Raw genomic sequence first — 19,818 nt, 5'->3', positions numbered from 1 at the left:
CGCAACGCCAGACTATCTCATGACTAATCGACCCGACAACCTAGCTATTCTCTAAACCAGCGGGTTTCTTTCACTTATTTCCAGAAAGATGTTGACGCACTGGAATTTGGATCACAAACTCGGTTCCCTGTCCTAAATTACTGTGACAGAAAAGGTGACCGCCATGTTTTTCAACGACGATTTGATAGCTAATCGATAATCCTAAACCTGTCCCCGTTCCCACCGGTTTAGTCGTAAAGAAGGGATGGAATAGTTGTTGCTGAACCTCTTCCCTCATTCCGGGACCATTATCGATAATTCGGATTGCTACCTCTTGGTTATCTAAAGTTTCAGTCTGCACTCGAATTGTGCTAGGGTTGGCTTTAAGTTCGTCCAATGACCGCTTTTTGTTTTGCTCATCAATGGCATCAATGGCATTGACTAACAAATTCATAAACACTTGGTTAATCTGTCCGGCGTAACATTGAACCTGCGGCAGATCACCGTATTCTTTAATCACCTGAATACCCGGATTCTCGCCTCGTGCTTTCAGTCGGTTTCGCAGAATCATCAGGGTACTATTAATGCCCTCATGAATATCTACGGCTTTCATTTCCGCTTCAGCGATACGGGAAAAATTCCGCAGGGAGTAGACAATTTCACAAATCCGCTCGGCTCCGACTTTCATCGAATCCAGAAGTTTGGGCAAGTCTTCTATCAAAAAGTCCAGATCGATCGCGTCCATTTCGGACTGGATTTCGGGTGTGATCTGGGGATATTGCTGTTGATAGAGTTCGATTAAACCTAAAAGATCAGCAGCATAGTCACTGGCATGGACTAAATTACCATAAATAAAGTTAACTGGATTATTGATTTCATGGGCAACTCCCGCGACTAACTGTCCTAAACTGGACATTTTTTCACTTTGCACCAACTGCGCTTGGGTTTTCTGGAGTTTGGCAACAGTTTGCTCAAGCTGTTGGGCGTGGGTTAATGCTTTGGCTTCCGCCTTGCGACTTTGCTTGTAGAGTTCCGCTTGTTGGAGTGCGATCGCTAATTGATCGGCGATGGTACAAATCAACTCCACCTCGGCGTCTTGCCAATTGTAGGCTCGATTATCCATCATCAGCCCTAGAGCGCCCCAAACCGAGTTACCACAGTGCAGGGGAACCAACAACCACGCCCCCGGAAACTGTTGGGCAACTGCTGTATTGGTTGTGTCTGCCAAACAGCGGGTATCGTTAATCCGCACCACTTCTAAGCGTTTGAGTCGCTTCGCTAGGGGATTATTTTCATCGGGAATTTCTACACCCAAGGTTTTGAGCAAACATTCATCGCGACACGACTCCGCTACATTTACCCAGAGTTGGCGTTCGGGAATATACTGGATGATTTGAGCGCGATCCACTTGCAAAAGGCTCTCAATTTCCTGGGTGGCGGTAGAAAAAATCGTTTCTAAGTCGAGTGAGCAACGAATCGCGTGAGTTAGGTGATTGATCGCTTGTTCTCGTTTGAGGTGATACTGAGCCTGATGGTACAGTTGACTTTGACTGATCGCGATCGCGACTTGGTCGGCAATGGCGACGATTAATTCTACCTCTGAGTCTTGCCAGGAGTAGGGATGATTGGTTTTGCCTAAGGTTAAACTCCCTAATATCTGAGAATTAAACTGCAAGGGAACCCATAACCAAGCTCCTGGAAAGTCTTGAGCTAAATCTTGGTTAAATGTACTCGTATCCTCGATGCGAATAATTTCTAATTGCTTGAGTCGTTCAGCCAAAGGATGATTGTGATCAGGAATTTCCTGTCCCAGGGTACTGCTATCCTCTAGAGAGCGGCGATATTCTGCCACGGATAACCAACACTGGCGTTCTGGCGCATATTGGACAATTTCCGCCCGATCAACGGGTAAGAGTTCGCCAATCTCTTGGACGGCTGTCTCAAAAACTGTAGTTAAGTCCAATGAACGCCGGATGGCTTGAGTCACTTGATTGAGGACTCGCTCTCGCCAGAACAGAGATTTTGCCTGTTCGTACAGTTGGCTTTGTTGAATGGCAATAGCAACCTGAGAAGCTAACCCGTCGAGTAAGTCAATCTCAAAGGATTGCCATTTCCGGGGTTGGCTACAGTGATGGGCAATGAGTAGTCCCCACAAGCGCGTTGGGCTTTGGTTGGGGGTTTGAACATTGAGTTGAGATTGGGGGATGGGTAGTGGTTTTTCACTGTGGACAATTGGCACAACCAGGTTAGCCCGTACCTGGAATTTGGCGAGTAAGTCAATATAACATTGGTTCAGATTAGCTGTATAGATATCGTCCAGGGTTCTGACTCGACCTTGTTGGTAGAGCGAGATATAGGTTTTCTCAAAACAGGGGTCGTAGATGCGGTTGCCTAAAATCGAACACCAGCGCGGGTCTACGGATTCAACAACCACCTTACCACTCCAGTCGGGATTGAAGCGCAAAATAATCACCCGATCCGTTTGCAGAACTTGTCGCACCTCCGCCACGGTGCGTTCGAGAATGTCCTCTAAGTTCAGCGACTGACGAATGCTTTGAGTAATTGCGCCGATTAACTGCTCTCGCTGAACCTGTTGTCGCAGTGTTCCTTCTGCTTGCTGGCGTTGGTGGATTTCTGTTTGGGCTTGCTGATAGAGTTCCGATTGTTGAATGGCAATTGCTGTATGGGTGGAAAGCGTTTGCAGCAATTCGATTTCCCAGGGTTGCCATTTTCGGGGGGTTTGGCACTGTTGAGCCACCAGCAATCCCCATAAGCGCTCCTCATGAACGATGGGGATAACCAGGTTAGCTCTCACCTGGAATTGAGCTAATAATTCAATATGACAGTCGGTTAAGCCAGCGTTATAAATATCTTCGACGGATTGGACGCGCCCTTTTTGGTAAAGGTGGATATAGTCTTCGGCAAAGTAGCGATCGTTGATCACGGTTCCGGAAATCGGCTGCCAGTTCACGTCAACGGATTCAACTTCCACGATACCACTCCCATCTCCATAGAGGCGAAAGACAAGCACGCGATCGCACCCCAAAATTTGCCGCACTTCGGCGACGGTGGTATTGAGAATCTCGTCTAAGTCTAAGGAATAGTGAATCCGTTGCGCGATCGCACCAATTAACCGTTCTCGCAGATATTGCTGTTGTACAGCTGTTTCGGTTTTTTTGCGATCGGTAATATCAATGCAAGATCCGATATATCCTAAAAACCGACCACTAGGAGTAAATCGAGGCGTTCCTGTATCTAAAATCCAGCGATATTCTTTATCTGCTCGTCGCAAGCGATATTCCATACAAAAAGCTTGACGAGCATTAAACGCCTGCTGATACGTCTCTAAACAAGATGGTAAGTCCTCATCATGCACTCCCTCAGCCCAACCATTACCCAGTTCTTGTTCCAGAGTGCGTCCAGTAAACCGCAACCAGCCCTGATTAAAAAACGTATATAATCCATCTGTACCGGACATCCATAACAGCACAGGGGCATTATCTGCCATGGTGCGGAATCGGGCTTCACTCTCTTGCAGAATGTCTTGGGTGTATTTGTGATTACTTAGTTGTTCCGTTGTCGGATCGGCTAGGCTAGGTGCTAACCGATCAGCTTTTGGTTGCGATATGTCTGCAACGAACTGGCGATTCGTGCTATCACGCAAGCGATAAAGTATTGTTCCTCCCTGGATAGAAACTGGCTTAACATTAACCAATAAAGTACGGGGTTTGCCTGTCTTATCGGTAATTTCTACTTCAACATTACGAACATTTCCCGCGACAGCTAAAGCTTGCCAATTCCAGGGTAAGTTGCCCAGCAGGTGAGTAATATTACCCAGAGCGTGGACTTCCGACACAGAATAACCCAAAATAGAGGTAACATGAGGACAAATATAGGTAAAATCACCGTTGTCATTGGTGATCAAAACAGCTTCATCATTATTGCGATCAGAAGTTGGGAGCAACCCTTGTGATTTAGCTGTCCTCATCTCTTCACAAACTAAGCTGATCAGCGAATTTGAGGCAGTTATCGGAATCAAACGAATTCTTGCCTTAACCCAGACAATCCTACCATCTTTACCAATTAACCGAGTTTCCCAGGGATGAATTTCAGTCGGATGCTGGCTTAGATGAGTCAATATGGCTTGATATCGGCATTGGCTTTCTGGCTCAAAAAGCCGATGAATTGGCTTTTGGACTAACTCCCAAAAATCATACCCCAAATAGGCTGCACCGAACTGACTTACATCCAAAATCACCCCATCAAAATTAAGGGTGAAATAAATGCAGGGAAGTGTCTCATACAATATCCGCATCCATTTTAGTTGATCCGGACTATTGCCTGTCCATGATAATTTTCCAGGCTGATAATTCTTTTTCGCAATGTTCATCCATTGGGACTTTTTTAAATCGAATCTTTTCATAAGTTGACTCATGCCAATTCGATGATCAATTGAGGCATTTTCTCGATCATAACCCTCAAATTATTATTTATTTTTTACCTTTAGAGGAATGGCTGTAAAAAATATTTAACTTTGACGGGAGATTCAGACAAGAGTTAGCCTCCTTCACTCATGTCAAATTCCAGACTAGCTCCGAAACCCTTTTCCCCTGTCTTCAGAGAAGCTCAAGCGCAGCGATCATTCTTACCTGGTTATCGCTCGCCATTCATCTCTACTTTTTCTTTTTCCCAGACACTGAAATTGGTGATTGTCTCATGTCAAACTTTGCCAATAAAAAAACACGGCTTGTTTCCGTCTCTCCAGATTCCTGCGTCCGTTTCTCATTCACAGGTTCAATTAGACATGATATGACAATCCATACAGTTTTTGGGCTATCTAATCATAAGCTAATACAAATTCCCATTACTGTGACAGAATCCATGAATAAGTTTAAAAAACGTTATAAATCCGTTACGTATTTTGATTTACTATCCAGCTAAGTTTATTTATCTTTACCAATCCCCAAAGGGATGCACCCTATATTCCTGTATCGTAAAACATTCTATTATATCATATATATCTAAAAAATTACCCTGGTCTGGGAAAAATCCGGAGATGGGGGAGATGTTCAGGTTAGCGAAGCGGGGCGAAGTCCAGGAGTAAACTCACGCGCCATGCCCGACAAGCGAAGCGAGGGGTCAAACTTACAACTCCCCCCCACACCGCTCTAAAGACGTACCTGAGACAAATAGCTGCGGGGATCGAAATGACGGCTTTCCCGGATTTTTTCATAGTACTCCCGCTCAACTGACGTGATATCTTTTGGTGTAGCGATGACAATCCGCACCAGTTGATCACCGCGTCCACCTTTCGGTTGAGTCCAGCCTTTACCGCGCAACCGTAATGATTGACCTGAGCGAATCCCGGCTGGCACATTGACACTCACTTTACCATCAGGAGTTGGCACCTCAATCGTGGCACCCAAGACTGCCTCATCGGGCATCACTGGCACTTCACACAAGAGGTTATCACCCTCGAACTGGAAGAAGGCATGAGGTTTCAGGTCTACAATTAAGTACAAATCGCCCCGTTGCTGGTTGTATTGGCTCACTTGACCCTTACCTCGAACCCGAATCCGACTTCCTGGTTTAGCACCGGGCGGAATCCGCACTTCGATGACTTCACTACCCAAATTAATCCGTTTTTGCGTACCTCGGAAGGCGTCAGACCAGCTCAACGTAATTGTAGCTTCCCGATCAGCTCCTGATCCTGCTGCGGCTTTGCCACTTTCATAGCCAGCGAAATCATTAAAGCCACCAAAGCCACTGGTAAAGTCATTAAAGCCAGCACCCGTTGCGCCGCCTGGAGTAGAGCGATAAGTGTAGGTTCGACGACTTCCCGTCCCTCCTGGCGTCCCTGTAGCGGCTGTATTAAAGCGCCCTAGAAGTTCATTAATAAACTCGTCAAAACTACCGTATTGACCAAAATCAAAATTACCGAAATCAACATTAGCACCCCCAGCTCCAGGGTATCCACCAACTCCGGCTTGCTTCCAGTACTGACCAAACTGATCGTATTTCTTGCGTTTTTCGGGGTCAGACAAGACTTCGTAGGCTTCATTCACTTCTTTAAATCGAGCCTCGGCTTGTTTGTCACCCGGGTTCATGTCTGGGTGGTATTTCCGCGCCAGACGTCGAAAACTCTTTTTAATTTCATCCGCACTAGCCGTCTTGCTCACTCCTAGGACGGCATAGTAGTCTTTAAAGTCAGTTGCAGCCATGAAGGGTTTCTCCTCTACTCCAAGGATTTAATTGATAAACTGGGTTAATATGTCTCTACCTCAAAGCTAGAGTAACAAACCCCAGCATGGGTTTAAGTTCGGATCTTTCTCAATCACGCGATCGCAATTTCCACACCTGACGCCTCAAATAGAGAAGCTGCGGCATTCTCCCCCATCATGCCGCTTTACCTAAACCCACAAAGCATAACTTAGCTGTGGATAGCAGATAATCGTTAGATTAACTCAACTTCTGTTGACTGACCAGTGTGGATTTCCCGCTATCCAGTTAAAGAAACACAGCTATAGGGACGGGAAAAAACGATAGATAATAGTCAAACCCGCCCCTAATTCACCACCAAACTCTACCTTCTAAATGACCGTTCCATCGGGAATTACGGCATTTTTGAGGATAACGACAATGCCATTGCGAATCAAAAAGCCTTGTTTTTCCCGTTCAGCTTCCTCAACGTGATCTTTGTTGACAATTTGAACATCGTGACCAATGCGAGCATTTTTGTCAATGATGGCACGGCGAACTGTGGTTCCTGCACCAATCCCTAAGGGGACACGTCCGGTTTCTACATCGGATTGACGTTCGGCAAAAGGTTCGTAGAAGTCACATCCCATAATCAGAGTGTCTTCAATCACACAACCGGCTTCAATGCGAGAGCGAACTCCCAATACCGAGTGATGGATACGACAATCTTTGAGAATACAACCTTCTCCAATAATCGATTGCGTCACATGACTATCCAAAAGTTTAGTCGGAGGCAAATAACGGGCGCGAGTATAAATCGGTGCCTCTTTGTCGTAGAAACTAAACGGTGGCTGGGGTTGCCGAGTTAAGGCTAGATTGGCATTATAGAACGCTTCAATGGTACCAATGTCTTCCCAATAGTCGTTGAACAAGTAGGCTTGAACGTTATGATCCGCCGATGCGCCGGGGATAATTTCTTTGCCAAAGTCAGTCTGTTCTAGGTTGGCTTGCAACAACTTGATCAACGCCTCTTTACTAAAGACGTAAATTCCCATCGAGGCAATATAGGGTTTTTCCTTTGCCTGATCGGGTTTCAAGCCTAACACTGTTGTATCCACCTGCATTTGCTTGAGGGCATCCCCTTTGGGCTTTTCACTGAAATCAATCACCCGGCCAGTATGATCAATTTTCATCAAACCAAAACTGCTTGCCAGTTTCTCACCGATAGGCACCACAGAAAGGGTGATATCGGCTTTAGTTTCACGGTGGTGTTCCACGAAATGGCGATAGTCCATCCGATAGAGATGGTCGCCGGATAGAATGATATATTCATCAACATCCCACTCCTCTAGGAGCCACAAGTATTGACGAACTGCGTCTGCTGTTCCCTGAAACCAGCTAGGATTTTCAGCAGTTTGTTGGGCAGCTAGGACTTCCACAAATCCATCGGTAAAGCCAGCAAAGTTATATGCGCGGGCAATATGCCGATTCAAGGACGCTGAGTTAAATTGGGTAAGAACGTAAATTTGATAGATCTCGGAGTTGATGCAGTTACTGACCGGAATGTCAATCAGGCGGTACTTACCCGCCAAGGGAACAGCCGGTTTAGCCCGCAACTTGGTTAATGGATAAAGGCGGGTGCCCGCGCCACCTCCGAGAATGATACCTAATACTCTTTTCACGAAACACCTCTGGAATGCCGATAGACTCTCAAGTCTTAGTGTCCGCTTGTGTGGAATTCTTTTCAAGAGGGTAAGGGAGAAAGTTGACTCTCTCCAAAGAAAGAAAAACTCAAAAAACGGCGGGACTAGAGGCACGAAGAGAGACTTCTACCCCAACTAGAGTAATGATTTGAGCCCGGTGTCCCCCTCAACGCTGGGGTTGAACTGGTGAGTTCTACCCCGTTATTATAAATTTCCATTACATTGGGATAAAGAATGGCAAAGGAAGTGAGAGATGTCAGCACAACTGTTACTGGTCGATGACGAACCGGGGATTCGGGAATCAGTCCCAGCCTATTTAGAAGAGGTGGGTGGTTTTACTGTCGATGTTGCCAGTAATGCCAATGATGCATGGCAAATGTTGCAACAAAAAACGCCTGATCTTGTGATCACCGATATTATGATGCCTCAAGTAGATGGGTATCAGTTTCTTAAGAAACTGCGAGAAGACCCTCGTTTCAAATCACTGCCAGTGGTCTTTCTCACAGCTAGAGGCATGACCACAGACCGGATTCAAGGTTATCAGGCAGGTTGTGATGCTTACCTATCTAAACCATTTGATACAGATGAATTAGTTGCCATTGTGGAGAATTTGCTGGAACGTCGTGCTACCACGGCTCAGGAAACAGCGGGTACGGCAGATTTAGGGAATATCGAAAAAGAGCTGACCGCGATTCGGGAAATGTTGGCTCAACGGGGTAATATTTCTCAAACTCCCCCACCCATCCGCATTGACTTTACGCCGCGAGAGCAAAGTGTTCTGGATTTGGTTGCCCAAGGGCTGATGAATAAAGAAATTGCCCGCCGCCTGGAAACCAGTGTCCGCAATGTGGAGAAATATGTCAGTCGCTTGTTTAGCAAAACCGGAACCAATAGCCGCACCGAGTTAGTCCGTTATGCCCTTGAACATGGTTTGACTGAGTGAAACCTGTTTCCTAAGAGGGCATGACGGCAAACGTTTCTGACCGCCTATGCGCCAGCAGGGGGAGCCTAGGTGGTTCTAGAGGTAAGGCGTGGAACTATGGTGAGCAGAGCAGTCTACCGGACAAAACCTAACCAAACCCCAAGGATAACAGCTCTCCACTGGGCCTAAATGCCTGACCAATCACCTTCACCTGAGATAACGTCTCAATCCAAACTCTCGCCCCACAACGCTTTGGGTGATCAGGACGATACATCACCCGACAAGACCCTGTAATCTCCACACCATGAGCGTAAATATTACTCGACCCGCGCTTCACTGTAATCACCGGAGCGCGATCGCCACTCTTGTGATTTTGGCGAATCTGTCTTTGATTGACCGAGAACTAGGGATACAAGCCTCGTCCTTTTAGGACGACTTTTTATAGAAACGCCTTATATCCCACACCTAAAAGGGTGTGGGATATAAGGCGGGTCAGCGTAGGTACGGAGCTGACCAAACTATCTGGTCTTTTGGTTTTCAATGTAGCGCTTAACTGTCTCACTACTAACATTTCCAGCAGTTGAACAGAAAAAGCTTCTAGTCCACATACTTGGGAGCTTTTTTAAATGCGGAAATTCATGAGTGAGTTTGTAAGCCGTCGCTCCTTTGAGCCGATGCATGATGTCTGAGGGGGCAACAGTGGGAGGGCAGTTAAGAAATAGGTGTACGTGGTCTGGCATCACTTCTAAAGCAATAATCTGTTGGACTGGAATCGTTTTACACAGATTAAAACGGACACCAAGAACCTAATCCCAAGTTTCTAAAACGGGCTGAAACTGATATTAAACACGCACAACGTCGTATCTACAAAAAGTTAAGGGTTCAACAGGACGCCGTAAGGCAAGAGCTAGATATTCCAAGAAACACTTAAGAGTAAATAGGCAGCGGAATGAACACGCCAAGAGACTGGCGAGAAACGTATGCAAGTCTAACGACTTAGTAGCCTATGAAGACTTGAGAGTTGCAAATCTGCTCAAAAATCACTGTTTGGCTAAGTCAATTTCTGATGCAAGTTGGTATCAGTTCAGGCAGTGGATAGAGCATTTTGCCACCAAGTTTGGACGATTGGCTATTGCTGTTCCACCTCAATACACCTCTCTTGAATGCAGTCAGTGTAAGGCGATAGTCAAAAAATCCCTCAGCACTAGAACCCATCTGTGTTCGTGTGGGTTGATTCTGCAAAGGGACTGGAATGCGGCAATCAATATTTTGCTTAAGGCAAAATCTACCGGAGGGCATCCGGAAAGTAACGCTAAGGGAGTTGGAACCTCTACGCTACTTGGGGCAACCTTGGTAGAGCAAGTTCTGACGATGAACTTAGAATCCTAAGGTTTTAGCGAAGCGTAACCGTAGGAGTGTCAACCGACCACGTTCTAACAACCACCGCACCCGCTGACCCGATACACCAAGGATCTGTGCTGCTTCTTTTGTTCCCACCAACATCTGCCAAAAACTATTGCGAATCGATAATAGAGACTACTTAACCATAAACCGCACCAAAAAGCAAAATAGTAGTGCTAATCTAGGTGAATGTCACGGACTTAGAAGTCTGTAGTCAGCGATGCCAGTGTTGATGGCGAAGACAGCGCAACGACAAACCTAGCTTAAGAAGCGTGAAATTGCCTTATCTATTCCCCTGCGTATCTAGAAACAGATGGCAACCTTAGTTGTAACCACCGATACATTTTTCAAGACCAAGCCTGTTCAGTCTTCAGAACTCCCCGACTCCGAGAAGCACCCTGTATCCCAGGGAGAATTCGGACTCAAAAGTTACCAGGAGGAAAAGGGTCATTTCCCAGTCACCTTAGCCAATCCCTTAGCGATCGCAACGAATGGTATGTGTTTAAAGGACACGCTGATGTCCTCAACACCTCAACCTTAATCCTCATTCCCTGTTCCCTGTTTCCTGTTCCCTACTTAAATAAATTGCCAAAGTTTAATCGTTTTATCTTGAGCCGCACTTGCCAAGGTTGAACTATATGGACTAATTGCCACAGACATTACACCTGCTGAATGATCAGATAATGTCTGGAGCAGTTTTCCACTACCCGGATGCCAAAGCTTAACGGTGCCATCAGCACTACCACTGATTAATAGGCTACCTTTGGCGCTGATGGCAACAGAATTAACCGCATCTGTATGTTCAGTCAGCGTCAACAAAATATCACCTGTCTTTAAGTTCCAGACTTGAATCATCGCATCCGCACTACCACTGATTAAAAGTTGACCACTAGGACTAAAGCAGAGTGAATTGACGGCATCGGTATGCCCCTGTAGGGTTAACTGAATCTCACCCGTGGCTAAATTCCACAGTTTAATCGTGCGATCTGCACTACCACTTGCCAAGGTTTGCCCATCCGGACTGATGACAACCGTATGAATCATGCTGGAATGACCATTAAGAGTTTTCTGTATATTTTGTGTGTTTAAATTCCCAAGGTTAATAGTTTTATCAGCACTGCCACTAGCGAGAATCTGTCCATCTGGACTAAAAGCAACTGACTTAATCCAACCTGAATGTTGCTTCAGGGTATGCTTTAATCTTTGGGTCGTTAATTCCCAAAGTTTAATCGTGTGATCCCAACTACCACTGACTAAAAACTGTCCATCTGGACTAAAAGCAATGGTATCAATTAAACTAGAATGCCCAGAAAATGTACAACTGGGTATACCACTATCCAGATGCCAGAGTTTGACGCTACGATCCGCACCCCCACTAGCCAGAATCTGTCCGTCTGGATCAAAGGCGATCGCATGAATCGAACTCGAATGACCCCGCAACGTCCGTACACATTGCCACGTCGGTGTTAGCGTGTTTGGTTTAACCGATGGATTTGGGGAAGCGACTGACAATGATTGGGCTAAAGTCTGGGTTAGATGCAAATCCTGGAGAATATCTGCTGCTGACTGATAACGCAGTTTTACCGCCCCCTCTAGCATTTTATTCAAGGTTTGCTTGAGGCGATCGCTAATCGGTTCAATCAGATAATCTTGCCACACCCACATTCCTTCTAAACTGTTAAATAAGTCAAAAGGATGAATACTCGTCAGCAAATGAATACAAGTCACCCCTAAACTATACAAATCACTACTTGTTACCGCTTTGCCCATCAGTTGTTCCGGGGCGGCATAAGCCGCAGAACCAATAACCGTTCCGGTTCGGGCTAATGCTGTTTTCGTAGTCAATTTTGCGGCACTAAAATCAACAAGAACCAGTTGATCGGCTTCTGTCTCGATTCCTGTACTGGCAGAACAAATAATATTGGCTGGATTAATATCTCGGTGAATAACCTGATGAGAATGAATATACTGTAATACAGGCAACAGTTGTGCTAAGATATGGCGAATCTGGGTTTCATTAAATGCCCCTTCTTTCACTAATTGTTGGGCTAAACTCTCTCCCTCCACTAAGCGTTGCACGATCGCACCCGTCGTTCCCCTTTGCGGATTCGGTTCAAAATAAGCCAGCAGTTGGGGAATCTGGGGATGTTCGCCTAGAGTTTGTAATCGGGCGGCTTCTTGACGAAAGGATGCCGCCGCTTTCTCGATATTGGTTGTACCTTGATTGGTAGGTGAAAACTGCTTGATAATACAAGTGGATAATCCCGACTCAGATTCGTCAATTGCCCGAAAGGTACGACCAATACCCCCCTGACTAATCAACTCCATCGCCCGGTAGCGATCGCCTAAAAGTAATTTTGACCCACAAGTGGAGCAAAATCTGGCATGATCAGGGTTGTCGGGTTTGGGACAAGTTAGGTTAAGGCAGTAACTCATTCGCGAATTTTTAGAGTCAAGAGTTGATCCTATTGTGGCTTGTATCCAGCTAGTGCCGCTTTCCCAGCTTCCCTCGCTTCCCCTGCTCCCTTAAGTCACGCATTAAGTCACGCATTGAAATTGGGTATAGGTAGTGAGCAAGATGCTCAATGTAGTAGTGAGCAAGATGCAAAGCCTGCGGCATGGCTTCGCTTAACACACTACGACAAGAATTTCGCAATTCTTGACATTAAGCTTTAAGTAGGTTAAAGGAAATAAACCAGGAAGGAAAGGTAGTGCGAGCGTCTCGCTCGCTATTTTGTCTGGGTTTTTTCTCCCCTAGCTCCCCCATCTTCCCCATCTCTCCCTCACCCCATCTCCGAAATCACCCTTCCTGTATCCAGCTAATGGACGGCTGGCGTATCATCAAATCCTCAGTCGTTGATACAAAACCATGTCTGCTGTACCAGGCGCGTAAATTTTCTATGCCAAAAGGACTACCCTTGTCCAATTCTAGAGTAATCGGTTTATCATTCAACATTTGGCAAAGCATCTTCAGGATTTTAGACCCATACCCTTTGCCACGATTACCGGGCATGACATTTAAGAAATGAATAAAATAGGAGGTTTCATCCTCACAGACAGATACCACTCCGACTAAGTCATCTGCCTGAGTAAACTCATACCTCATTTCCCCTTGATATCCAAAAGTTCTGGGAAAGACTCGTACCGATAGATTCACGGTTGACTCATCCTCTCGTACATTCAACTTATACACCACCCTATTTTCAAAGTCCGGTTACTGCGTCGGCAGATGTAACCCCAGTTAACATTCGTCTTATGTCATTTGTTTGCTTCCTCTACACCTAGAAGGGCCGATTTAGTCATGTTATCGGACATCAACAGAACGTTAGCGGTAAAACCCGCCCCTACAGCCCCTCTCCCAAACGTGCCATGGCAACGTCTGTGCTTCCTCAGCTTCAGTAGACACCAATGGGATGTGGTAAGCGGCGCGATCGCGTCTGGGTTAAACATAGAGTACAGATGATTAAACTACAGCTTCTGAAGAAAAATCTATCTTCTTGGAGATACCTCTTTGTCAATTATCGTTTCCTCTGATAGAGGTAAACCGGACTCAAGTTAAAAATAATAAAAATGTAACAAACTCTCATGAGAGAACGCCAATGCGATATAAAAATCTTACAGCCATAGGAATACTAACCGCCATTTTCGGATTAGTGAACCCTGTCTCGGCTCAATCACCAGTCACGACCAAAGCCGACGACGTTACTCTCTCTGGTGAATCCTTAATCGGCATTGAACAGAGAAATATCGGCGATGATTTTGACCAGTTCTTTTTAAACGATCCAGCGCTGGCATGGAGAGGAACGGGGGGTAGCCAGATTAATTTTAACAACCAAGCTGGTGCTGACTTTCAGTTAATAGAAGATGTGGAAATCTCAGTTAACGAACCCTTATCTCCACCGATCAGTCCGATCAATTTCCGCAGACACGAGAATTTAAGCAGCGGTCTTGATCGCGTAGAAGTAGAAGTTGAACTTGATTCATGGTGATATGTTTTTCCGAAAGTAGGGGCGGGTTTAGGGCTTTCATTTTGCTATTGATGATCAAGTTTATTCAAAACCCGCCCTGACAGAGTGGTTCTTGTCACCAACCACCGATGCACCTACCTCAAAACAATCATTTGATTTGTTTCCGCTGATTGGCAAGCGGCGTCTCCAACCTGAAGCGCATATAAACTGGCTTCACTCGACACATACAGAGGCTTTCCATCCACCAGATGATCCAATACCATTTGCGTATCTTGAACAAATAAACCGCGACGCCCTGCTAGAGTGATGGGATGTTCTTCCTCTCCCCGGATTAATTTACCTTGATCGCCCTCAAACACTAGCGTACCTTGATCGCCGTGGACTTCAAACGTCCGCAATCTCTGCCAAAATACTTCCCCCTTGCCATAGGTTACTTGGGCAATTAGTCCCTTGACAAACTGGAATTGAGCCGTACAGAGACAGGCACGATAATAGTCTGAATTTTGCCAAAACTGAGTATTACAGCTAACGGTTGCGACGTTACCAAATAAATTAGTAAATCGATGGATGTGGGGTAATGCGGCTTTAAAGGGAAAGCCAAATAAGTCCCGATGGTATGTCCAACGCTGGGGCGCTGGGTGCTTCGGCACAATTGTGACATATCGGGCATAAAAAGGAGTGCCAATCTCTGGTAGCGATTGCTGTAAGGCTTGATGTAAGCCGCCTAATAGCTCAATATGTTCTACATGTAGGAGTTTGCCTTGAGTTTGAGCAAGGGCAATTAGGGCTTCGGCTTCTTTTGGATCAAGGGAAATTGGATATTCGACAACAACATGCTTCCCTGCGGTTAAAGCCGCCCTGACAATCGCACCATGATCGCGATTAATCGTACAAACAAAGACTAAATCCACCTCTGGATCTGTCACCACCTGTTGCCAAGACTCGACGGCGTTGGTTTGGTGACGTTGTCCAAAGTCTTGCACGGTTTCCGGGGTATGCCCACTGACAACCACTAGCTGCGATCGCGCATCCGTCTGTAAGGTTTGCGCCCGTTGATTAGCTGCATATCCAGTCCCGACGATACCAGCCCGAATGGGCAGTTTATCCATCATTTTTGATTAGTCCTCTCGTGGCTTCTAAAAATCCCCCTATTTAGAGTAACGAAGTTGGTGGACACAGACAAACTTACCAAAGGACGGAAGGGGGATCTGAGAGGGGAGAACGAGAGGGGTGGGAAGTTATAGTTTTACACCCCACTCAAGAGCAGGAGAGGGGCTGGGGGAGAGGTCAGAATTTTATCCACTTAACTGACAAATACAGCGGCTTAAATTACAGCAACTTAAAGTCTTCTTTCCGCCCGTTTTGCTTCATGGTAAAGACGAATGGCTTCCTGGTTATTTGACCTTATTGTGCTTTTTGGAAGACTCTTTTTTCAACAAAGCACCAAATCCGAGAGCGACACCTGAACCGAGGATAGTCAAGGGTTCAGGAACAGGTTCGCTAGTACCTACTTTGATTTGATAGGCAAGGTTAGAGCGAGTCGGTTGATCTCCTGTCCAACTGAGGTTTGCCCTGCCAGTAAGAGTAAAGGGCTGGGAAATATTTTGAATTAGCAAATAGTCCACACTATCTGCATCAGAATTGCCTGGTGCAGAAACAGCCGGGTCAGATGTACCTTCTAAAACCAAATCCATATCGTTTAACTGCAACATATCAACCTGAATATCGCTGTTAGACGTTTCTAGGGTGCGTAGGTATATGGTATCCGCTAGACCGCTGAAATTGGCAGTTAGCTCTATACCTGCCACTGTATATGTGACTTCTGTGCCATCGTATATCAGTGTAAAGTTTACTGGTTGATTACTTCCCCATGCATACTGACCTTCGGCAACCGGGTTACCATTTGCTGTATTAATCCCAAACTCTCTATCTCCATTGGTTGCGGCGTTACCAATTCGCCCTTCAGCCACGAAGAGTTCGGTAAATTCCCCACTATCAATTAACCCATCGAACTGGTCATCGGTAAAGTCAGGTAGACTCGTGACTGTAGCGGCACTGGCAACACCCGAAATGAGAGACATACCCACAGTGGCTAAACCAACGCCTAAAGCAAATCCAGCCGTTCGGAACGAAAATTTTGAGTAGATGCTATTCATAGTTACACCCCGTATATGTGCTTACTTAACAGTATAATTCTCTCTTGAGAGAATTTCTGTGAAGTGTTGATGAAGTAAGATCCAAATCCTAGCGCAAAATCCATAGTTATGTTAAGTCAACAAAAATTGTCAATATTTTTTAAGTAGGGTCGCATTTTCATGCCAGCCAATAAGGAAAAACTGGAGCATTGTCTATAGTTATTCTCAATTAGCTAGACAGATGTTAGCTGAATATCTCAGAATCAACCCAATAGAGGCTGTTGGGAAAAAAAGCATTAGGAATTAGGAGAGTTGATATCTAAGTATTTTCTTGCGGTTGAACTTAACTCTAATGGCACTGAAAAGCGTGCATTTTTGGCTCGCCGAAACTCTTGATATAGCGTAGGGTGGGCATTGCCCACCAACATACCAGTCAATACCATTCAACTTAACTCCCCTCGCCCAAACGATATCCCTTCCCGTATACCGTGTGAATCAATGGGGCTTCACCAGGAGCCTCTATTTTGCGGCGTAACAAGCGCACTAAAGCCGCTAAGACATTACTACTAGGTTGTTCTTCATCCTGCCACAACTGCTGATAAATTTCCCCATGAGTCAACAGTTGACCCGAATGACGCATAAAATAGTCCAGAAGCTGGGTTTCTTTTTCCGAGAGTTCAATTAATCGTCCATTACGATAGGCGAGCTGATTTTCTACATCCAGTTCTAAAGAAGCAACGCGCAACCGAACAGGCGCATTGGTTTCCGTCGCCGAACGCCGCAGCAAGGCGCGAACCCGAGCCAATAATTCTCGCAATTCAAAGGGTTTGACAAGATAATCATCCGCCCCTGCATCCAATCCCATCACCCGATCATCCAGGGTATCTTTAGCGGTAAGGAAAAGAACCGGCGTCGTTTTCCCTTGCGATCGCAACTGTTGGCAAAGCTCTAACCCCGACTGATGCGGTAACATCCAATCTAAAATAAGCAAATCATAGTCGCTTTGCATCGCTAACTGGTGTCCAGACTGCCCCTCATAAGCCACATCAACCTCGTATCCCTCCCGTTTCAGGACTCGGCTTAAAGGATCGGTGAGTTCAACTTGATCATCAACCAACAGAATACGCATTATTTGTCATTCGTCATTTGTCATTCGTCATTTGTCATACTCGCTTTCACCAGAAGCAAGCTACGTCATTTGTTGATTGGGAAATCTCTCCCTCATCTTCCCCAGCTTCCCCAGCTTCCCCTGCTTCCCCTGCACCTCTGCTCTCCCAACCGAAAACTTTTGCCGCTACACGCTATATCATGGTGAATATTGCTGCGCTTAACGATGCCCATGTCTGTATCCCGGCTCAATGTAACCGAAGGCTGGCTAGAAGCCAATCAGCAGTATCTGATGGGAGAGATTGCGCGAGTGCGTCAAGCCTTGGAACGCAAGAGTGATCAAATTATGACAGGGATCTCTCTCACCTTAACTAATGGCTTCTATCCCAATGGAAATGGTTCCTACCATCAACCTGACACATCGCTTTCACCACCTCCCTTGTTAGATCAGCTTTGCCATACATTTGGGCTATCCTCATTTGAGCGAGATTTGCTGCTGTTATGTGCGGGGATGGAATTTGAGGCCTCTTGGGGGTTGCTCTGCGGCATCGCTCAGAGTAATGAACAAATGAATTATCCCACATTTGCTCTAGCGTTGAATATATTACCCCATGGACATTGGGGGGCGCTGACGCCAGATGCACCGTTGCGCCACTGGCGGTTGATTGACGTGGGTGAAGGGTTTACGTTAACCAGTAGTTCGCTACGGATTGATGAGCGGATTTTGCATTACCTGCGCGGCGTGCAATATATCGATGAGCGCTTGGCGAGTATGGAAGAACCGATGCCTTTACCGGGTATTTTGGTCTCCTCTCATCAACAAAGTGTTCAACAAATTGCTACAACCTGGTTACAGGTGGGTGAGGGTACATTTCCGGTAGTGCAGCTATGTGGAGAGGATGTCACCAGTAAACGTGCGATCGCGCGAGCTGTATGCGATCATCTAGGGATTAATCTCCATGCCCTTTCCGCCGAATCTCTACCCACGAATACCAGTCAACTGAATATCATTAAGATTCTCTATGAACGGGAATGGGCATTAAGTAGTACGGTACTCTTGCTCAACTGTGATCATCTCGAAACCAATGATCCAGCCAGAGAAAGTGCGATCGCTCGTTTCCTCGAAAGCCTAAACACACCCTTAATTGTAACGAGTCGCGATCGACGCCGCCAACGCCAGCGTCCCATTATTACCATTGATGTCCATCATCCCACCAGCGATGAGCAGCGTTTAATTTGGCAAAACGCTTTAGCCGATAAAGCCGCCAAACTTGAGCCGACAATCAACTTATTAGTCTCCACATTTAACCTTAGCGCCCCCAACATTCATACCGCTTGCTTAACCATCAAAGGAATGGACATTGAGACGCCAGAAGAAGACGAGCAAGCTATAGACGAAGAAAGCTACAACCCATCTGCCCTGCCACCCATGACCACTAAATTGTGGGACGTTTGCTGTATTCAAGCCCGTCCCCGCATGGAAGAATTAGCCCAACGAATTGACACAGCCGCCACTTGGGACGATTTAATTTTGCCAGACAGAGAACGCACTGTCTTGACAGAAATTGTCACCCATGTACGCCACCGGATGAAAGTCTATGAAAGTTGGGGATTTGCCGGAAAAAGTAGACGCGGACTGGGAATTAGCGCTTTATTTGCGGGGGCGAGTGGAACCGGGAAAACCATGGCAGCCGAGGTGATCGGCAAAGAGTTACGATTAGATGTTTATCGGATCGACCTCAGTTCAGTTATTAGTAAATATATTGGTGAAACGGAAAAGAACTTACGTCGGGTTTTTGATGCCGCAGAAGGGGGTGGATCGATCCTTTTATTCGATGAAGCCGACGCCTTATTTGGTAAACGTTCTGAAGTCAAAGACTCCCATGATCGCCATGCCAATATTGAGGTCAGTTATCTGTTGCAGCGCATGGAATCCTATCGAGGATTGGCAATTTTAACCAGCAATATCAAAAGTGCCTTAGACCAAGCCTTTCTGCGCCGGATTCGCTTTATTGCTCAATTTCCCTTCCCCAACGCGGAGCAACGCCAAGAAATTTGGAAACGGATCTTTCCTAAACAGACACCAACCGAGAAACTGGATTATCGGAAATTGGCAAAACTGAATGTAGCGGGGGGTAATATCCGTAGTATTGCCATGAATGCGGCATTTCTAGCGGCAGATGCTGGGGAAGCCGTGCAGATGAAACATATATTACAAGCTACTAAGAGTGAATATATCAAACTAGAGCGACCGTTAACCGATGTAGAAATCAGGGGATGGGTTAAATAAGAGGTTTAGGGATTGTAAAAATTAATGTAGAGACGTAGCATGCTACGTCTGCCAATTGTATGTAGGGGCGGGTTTAGGGACAATCGTAGGGGCGGGTTTAGGGAATCATGTAGGG

Annotated in this window: 12 protein-coding genes and 3 pseudogenes; 5 read left to right on the top strand and 10 right to left on the bottom strand. The window is 46.0% G+C overall.

Annotated elements, in window-relative coordinates:
- Nucleotides 1-70: 70 nt before the first annotated feature.
- The 3 genes from ACLFWI_RS03385 to ACLFWI_RS03375 form a co-directional block, all read right to left on the bottom strand.
- Nucleotides 71-4,369: a GAF domain-containing protein gene (locus ACLFWI_RS03385; RefSeq protein ID WP_446411740.1), complete on the bottom strand. Its 4,299-nt coding sequence runs from the start codon at nt 4,367-4,369 to the stop codon at nt 71-73.
- 778 nt (nt 4,370-5,147) lie between these two features.
- Entirely contained in the window at nt 5,148-6,200 is a 1,053-nt protein-coding gene (locus tag ACLFWI_RS03380) for a DnaJ C-terminal domain-containing protein (RefSeq protein ID WP_446411739.1), read from the bottom strand.
- Nucleotides 6,201-6,569: 369 nt separating this feature from the next.
- Nucleotides 6,570-7,859 carry a glucose-1-phosphate adenylyltransferase gene (locus tag ACLFWI_RS03375; RefSeq protein WP_446411738.1) on the bottom strand — a complete coding sequence of 430 codons (1,290 nt, stop codon included), beginning with the start codon at nt 7,857-7,859 and terminating at the stop codon, nt 6,570-6,572.
- Between the two features lie 274 nt (nt 7,860-8,133).
- Between ACLFWI_RS03375 and ACLFWI_RS03370 the strand changes: the two genes are divergently transcribed.
- The gene (locus ACLFWI_RS03370) at nt 8,134-8,823 is read left to right on the top strand and encodes a response regulator transcription factor (RefSeq protein ID WP_446411737.1); all 690 of its coding nucleotides are present in this window, start codon (nt 8,134-8,136) and stop codon (nt 8,821-8,823) included.
- Nucleotides 8,824-8,950: 127 nt separating this feature from the next.
- Here ACLFWI_RS03370 and ACLFWI_RS03365 read toward each other — a convergent pair.
- Nucleotides 8,951-9,199, bottom strand: a pseudogene (locus tag ACLFWI_RS03365) (DNA-binding protein); the annotation flags it as partial.
- Nucleotides 9,200-9,320: 121 nt separating this feature from the next.
- A pseudogene (gene tnpA, locus ACLFWI_RS03360) lies at nt 9,321-9,560 on the bottom strand (IS200/IS605 family transposase); the annotation flags it as partial.
- 2 nt (nt 9,561-9,562) lie between these two features.
- On the opposite strand from tnpA, the pseudogene ACLFWI_RS03355 reads away from it, so the two are divergent.
- A pseudogene (locus tag ACLFWI_RS03355) lies at nt 9,563-10,191 on the top strand (RNA-guided endonuclease InsQ/TnpB family protein); the annotation flags it as partial.
- 325 nt (nt 10,192-10,516) lie between these two features.
- On the top strand, nt 10,517-10,744 hold the full coding sequence (locus tag ACLFWI_RS03350; RefSeq protein WP_446411736.1) for a hypothetical protein: 228 nt from the start codon (nt 10,517-10,519) through the stop codon (nt 10,742-10,744).
- A gap of 35 nt (nt 10,745-10,779) precedes the next feature.
- Here ACLFWI_RS03350 and ACLFWI_RS03345 read toward each other — a convergent pair whose 3' ends face one another.
- Both ACLFWI_RS03345 and ACLFWI_RS03340 read right to left on the bottom strand, forming a co-directional pair.
- Nucleotides 10,780-12,639, bottom strand: a complete 1,860-nt coding sequence (locus tag ACLFWI_RS03345; RefSeq protein WP_446411735.1) for a protein kinase domain-containing protein — start codon at nt 12,637-12,639, stop codon at nt 10,780-10,782.
- 364 nt (nt 12,640-13,003) lie between these two features.
- On the bottom strand, nt 13,004-13,396 hold the full coding sequence (locus tag ACLFWI_RS03340; protein WP_446411734.1) for a GNAT family N-acetyltransferase: 393 nt from the start codon (nt 13,394-13,396) through the stop codon (nt 13,004-13,006).
- A 406-nt stretch (nt 13,397-13,802) separates the two neighbouring features.
- Between ACLFWI_RS03340 and ACLFWI_RS03335 the strand changes: the two genes are divergently transcribed.
- Nucleotides 13,803-14,192: a hypothetical protein gene (locus ACLFWI_RS03335; RefSeq protein WP_446411733.1), complete on the top strand. Its 390-nt coding sequence runs from the start codon at nt 13,803-13,805 to the stop codon at nt 14,190-14,192.
- Nucleotides 14,193-14,305: 113 nt separating this feature from the next.
- On the opposite strand, the gene ACLFWI_RS03330 is transcribed toward ACLFWI_RS03335, so the two are convergent.
- The 3 genes from ACLFWI_RS03330 to rppA all read right to left on the bottom strand — a co-directional run bounded on the left by ACLFWI_RS03330 (nt 14,306) and on the right by rppA (nt 17,435).
- Nucleotides 14,306-15,283, bottom strand: a complete 978-nt coding sequence (locus ACLFWI_RS03330; RefSeq protein ID WP_446411732.1) for a Gfo/Idh/MocA family protein — start codon at nt 15,281-15,283, stop codon at nt 14,306-14,308.
- A 282-nt stretch (nt 15,284-15,565) separates the two neighbouring features.
- Nucleotides 15,566-16,327: a PEP-CTERM sorting domain-containing protein gene (locus ACLFWI_RS03325; protein WP_446411731.1), complete on the bottom strand. Its 762-nt coding sequence runs from the start codon at nt 16,325-16,327 to the stop codon at nt 15,566-15,568.
- 427 nt (nt 16,328-16,754) lie between these two features.
- A complete protein-coding gene (rppA, locus tag ACLFWI_RS03320; protein ID WP_446411730.1) occupies nt 16,755-17,435 on the bottom strand; it encodes a two-component system response regulator RppA in 681 nt (226 codons plus the stop codon).
- Between the two features lie 210 nt (nt 17,436-17,645).
- Here rppA and ACLFWI_RS03315 point away from each other — a divergent pair, with 210 nt between their 5' ends.
- Complete coding sequence (locus ACLFWI_RS03315; protein WP_446411729.1) at nt 17,646-19,703, top strand: ATP-binding protein; 2,058 nt, start codon at nt 17,646-17,648, stop codon at nt 19,701-19,703.
- The last annotated feature ends 115 nt before the right edge of the window (nt 19,704-19,818 follow it).

The sequence above is a fragment of the Coleofasciculus sp. genome, assembly GCF_046539235.1.
Classification (GTDB): Bacteria; Cyanobacteriota; Cyanobacteriia; order Cyanobacteriales; family Coleofasciculaceae; genus Coleofasciculus.
The sequence above is the reverse complement of the archived record's forward strand: the minus strand, read 5'-3'. Positions and strand labels throughout refer to the sequence as shown.